Below are 3,730 nucleotides of genomic sequence, written 5' to 3'. Positions count from 1 at the left end.
CCCGCCAGCCTCACACTGGCCATCAAGATGTCCGGGAAACGGGGTCAACCCCAGTGGCGATACCAGCGTGGGGAAACGGCCTCCAGGTCACGACGACAGGAGGAAACCATGAACCCACTCATGACCACCACAACCCCGGATCTCGACCATGCGATCAGTTTGGCCAACCGTGCGCTCGCGCACATCCCCGCCTACCAGGAGCACGTCTGCGCGCACGGCCGAGATGGTCGGCCGGTGGGAAGTGCCCGAGAGTTTGAGGCGCTTCCGGTAACCACCAAGATCAATTATCTTCGGCGACGGTCACTTTCGGACATGGTCTGGAACGGCGACATCGCTGGAGCGGGAACGTGGTCGGCGACCTCTGGGTCGACTGGCGGCCCGACGTTCTTTCCTCGGGATCGCGCTGCGGCCACGGAGAGTGTCGAGATCTACGGGCGGATACTGTCGGAGAACTTCGAGGTTGGCGATCGTTCTACGCTGGTCATCGTGTGTTTTGCCATGGGGACGTGGATCGGAGGCACTTATAGCTACCAGGCGGTGTTGGGCTTGCGTGCTCGCGGACATCGGGTGTCGGCGACAACACCCGGAATCGATGTCCGGGCGGCCGTGAAGAATCTCAGTGAACTCGCGCCGTACTACGAGAAGGTGGTGATCGCCGGGTATCCGCCGCTGGTGAAGGACGTCCTGGATCAGGCACCCGAAAGTGCGCTTGCCCAGGACATCAGCATCCTGCTTGCGGGCGAAGCGATTACGGAGACGTGGCGTGACCATGTGCTGAAGCGGATCGGGCGCGCAGGCCAGTACCGCCGGGTGTGCGTGATGTACGGGACGGCCGAAGCGGGTGTGATGGGCCACGAGACACCGTTGACCATTGCATTGCGTCGGGCCGCTATACCGGGTACCGAGCTGGGCAAGCGCCTGTTTGGCGCCGAAAGTCTCACTCTGCCAACGTTTGTTGAGTTCAATCCGATGAGGCTGTTCACCGAGGTTGATGCCGACGGACATCTGCTGTTCACCATTGACTCAACGCTTCCCCTGATTCGCTACCGCATCAACGACACCGGGAAGGTGTTCACTGGTCAGGAGTTGGGCGTTCTCTTGCAGCGGTGCCCACACGCGGAGCTGGCAGAGGCCGTTGAACCTGATGCCGGTTACATCGTGCTGACCGGGAGGCCGGACGTCGCGACGACGTTCTACTCGTCGAACATCTACCCGCGCGACCTTGTGCCGGCGTTCGAGAACCCCTCTGTCGCGAACATGATCACGAACAAGTTCCGGGTCAGCGGGCTGCCTGATGGAGATCATCAGCCGGTCCTGAGGATCGACGTGGAGCTTGCGGCGGGGGTGATGTCACCTGGGCACGACTTGCCCGAGGAACTCTCTCGGCTCTGCCGGTCGTCGCTGCGAGCCAACAACGAGGAGTTCCGAGCGTTGGATGACGAACGTGATGATGACCGCTGCCAACCCCGAATCACACTACACGCGTACGGGACAGGGCCGTTCGGTGCCGATGTGAAGCAGGCCTATGTGGTGGTGGCGTGATGATCGAGATCCTGCACCCTTGCAAAGATCGTGGCCGTGTCACACAACTGACCGCAGGTCATGTTCGGATCGTCGACACCTGGCCCGATGCCGTGAACGAGTACGCGGCGATGGCTGCACTCGACTCCGGCCTTCCCGCCATCGACAGCGACAACCCCGATGCGCACACGCGATGGATCCATTTCCCGTGGCGTGCAACGCTGGTACGTCTCCCGGACTCCGGCATGTTTCATCGTCTCCGCACGGGCCGCAACCGGTACCTCATCACCGATACCGAACAGCAGCAGTGGGCTGAGGCAACGATTGCGGTGGCAGGCCTCAGCGTCGGTGCCTCGCTGTTGCACACATGCGTGCTCACGGGGGGCCGTCGCTTCCGCATCGCCGACTGTGACACCCTCGGCGTGACCAACCTCAACAGGTTGACCGGTTCGGTCTGTGATCTCGGGATGGAGAAGTCGCTACTGGCGCATCGGCGCATGCTCGAGACGGATCCGTATTTGAGCGTGGATGTGTTCAGCTCCGGGGTCACGCCATCGACAGCTCGGGAGTTCGTATCTGGCGGAGAGGGAGTCCCGCGGGCAGGCGTCGTCCTCGAAGAAGTCGATGACCTTCCCACGAAGGTTGAACTCCGCCGACAGGCACGCGCTGCCGGCGCGCCCCTGGTCATGGTGACCGACGACGGCGACAACGTCATCGTCGACGTCGAGCGCTATGACCTCGATCCAGACTACCCCGCGTTCCACGGAAGTGTGGGCGATATCGAATCCTGGTGTGAGGCTGATCTGCGCGATCCGAGGCACCGGATGCGGCTCGTCGGTTCGATCGTCGGCGACGACATCTCCTCGCGGGTGTCCGAGGCGCTCGCCGTGGTGGGCCGGCGGATTCCGTCGTGGCCGCAACTGGGAACGGCCTCCACGGTCGCCGGCGCGGTCGGGGCATGTGTCGCACGCAGAATTGTCTGTGGTGACACCGTGCTCTCGGGCCGTGCCCGCGTCCGCATCGACGAACTTCTCCTCGGCTCCGTATAGCACCCCCGGTTGTGGGTACCAGCGCCGCGTCGTGAGGTACCCACACCGGCGGGTTGGTCACCCGTCGCCGTCGTGTCTGATAGCTCAGCGTGGGAGCTCGAGCACGTCCGAATGGCCATGTCGTCGGCACCAACTGACGATGTAACGGGCGTGAAGGCCGCACCAGCGGTACACCGAGGGCTGCGTGAGGGTGAGCCGTTCGTCGTGCTCGTGGCGCGCCCGCATCAATGGCCCGATATAGCTGGTGGCGACCTTGTTCGCGGTGTTCGGGGATACGCGAGCGGCGACGGCGAGGGAAGCGTTGTCGACGGCGTTGCCCGACGCGATGGCACCGGCCATGCGCGCCGCAGTTGTCCCGCGCCGGCCGCCGAACAACTCAAACAGGGCGGGGCGGGGACTCTTCGGAGGAGGCGCAGGCAGACGCTGTCCCAGAGCGATTGTCTTCAGTGCATCCACGAACACCGCAAGGCCGTCTGACTTTGCCACCACACCCGATACGTCTGAACGTAACCGCGCTTCGGCAATGTGGTCCTCTTCCATCGAGTGACCTTGCGTCGCGAGCAGGACCGGAGCCAGTCTGTTGGCGCTTCGCAAGCCCTCGATCACATCCAGGCCGTCAAAGGTCCACTCCAGGTCGGCCCGGTTGAATACCAGGTCCGCGCTAACCACGTCGAAACGGACACGGGCCGAGATTGAGCTCAGAAACTCGTTGCGATCTCGTGCCACCACCACTGTGACGTCGTCGAATGCGGACTGCAGCGGTGCGGCCACGACGTGTCCGAGAGGGGAGGCAATGAGGATACGCAAACCAGCGGTCACATGCGTAATCATGCCTTATTGGTCAGATGTATGCGTGATCAGGCATTGGAAGTGGGTATTTAGGGGTTAGATGAAGAAAAGTCGCTGGGGACGGGTCTCGGACGGTCGTGAACTCTCGGGCCGAACAGTTGATGCTTGGGTTTGCCGACCGGCGCACATTGCGCCTGCACCGCCTGTCCCATCTGCCACCGGAGATGCCCGATGACGATTCAAGCCGATCAAGTGCGTAATGCCCCAACCCATCGCGCGGCGGACGCTCCGGTTGTGGTGGGTGCGTGCCATGACCTGACAGACGTCGCGATGGTGGCTTTGGTCGAGGACGCGGGCTATCGGGCGTGCAT

3 protein-coding genes are annotated in these 3,730 nt (G+C 63.0%); 2 read left to right on the top strand and 1 reads right to left on the bottom strand.

Annotated features, from left to right (window positions below):
- Positions 1 to 120 precede the first annotated feature (120 nt).
- The gene (locus B1964_RS25970) at positions 121 to 1,542 is read left to right on the top strand and encodes a hypothetical protein (RefSeq protein WP_253194202.1); all 1,422 of its coding nucleotides are present in this window, start codon (positions 121 to 123) and stop codon (positions 1,540 to 1,542) included.
- The gene (locus B1964_RS25965) at positions 1,542 to 2,570 is read left to right on the top strand and encodes a ThiF family adenylyltransferase (protein ID WP_079931862.1); all 1,029 of its coding nucleotides are present in this window, start codon (positions 1,542 to 1,544) and stop codon (positions 2,568 to 2,570) included. Before B1964_RS25970 ends, B1964_RS25965 begins: the two co-directional genes overlap by 1 nt.
- A gap of 84 nt (positions 2,571 to 2,654) precedes the next feature.
- On the opposite strand, the gene B1964_RS25960 is transcribed toward B1964_RS25965, so the two are convergent.
- Positions 2,655 to 3,389 (bottom strand): response regulator transcription factor, encoded by a 735-nt coding sequence (locus B1964_RS25960; protein WP_139765870.1) that lies wholly within the window; start codon positions 3,387 to 3,389, stop codon positions 2,655 to 2,657.
- Positions 3,390 to 3,730: the final 341 nt, after the last annotated feature.

This window comes from Gordonia sp. i37, from assembly GCF_002043085.1.
GTDB classification, from domain to species: Bacteria; Actinomycetota; Actinomycetes; order Mycobacteriales; family Mycobacteriaceae; genus Gordonia; species Gordonia polyisoprenivorans.
The sequence above is the reverse complement of the archived record's forward strand: the minus strand, read 5'-3'. Positions and strand labels throughout refer to the sequence as shown.

Excerpts from the sequence above, each read along its gene's own strand:
- B1964_RS25970 (WP_253194202.1), top strand. The coding sequence starts at position 121 with ATGACCACCACAACCCCGGATCTCGACCATGCGATCAGTTTGGCCAAC.
- B1964_RS25965 (WP_079931862.1), top strand. The coding sequence starts at position 1,542 with ATGATCGAGATCCTGCACCCTTGCAAAGATCGTGGCCGTGTCACACAA.